Raw genomic sequence first — 222 nt, 5'->3', positions numbered from 1 at the left:
GTGCCAATGAGCTTGACGCCGCGGTGCTTGCCGTACGTCGGGATCTGTTTTTGTTGGCCCTTGGGAAACCAGGTGTGAGCCAAAGCCTGATAATCCCGAATCATGGATTCATCTTCAAACAAGATTCGATCAATTTCGTGCCGAAGCAATTTTTTTTACCTCTTCGAATTCAGCTTTAAATTCCTCTTGTTTGATCGGATCGGCTTTGGCTAAGGTATACGT

1 pseudogene is annotated in these 222 nt (G+C 45.9%); it reads right to left on the bottom strand.

The features are described from left to right. Positions 1-222, bottom strand: a pseudogene (locus FS806_RS26950) (hypothetical protein); the annotation flags it as partial.

This window comes from Paenibacillus sp. 32O-W (assembly GCF_007679495.1).
GTDB classification, from domain to species: domain Bacteria; phylum Bacillota; class Bacilli; order Paenibacillales; family NBRC-103111; genus Paenibacillus_L; species Paenibacillus_L residui.
This window is presented reverse-complemented; position numbering and strand designations above follow the sequence as displayed.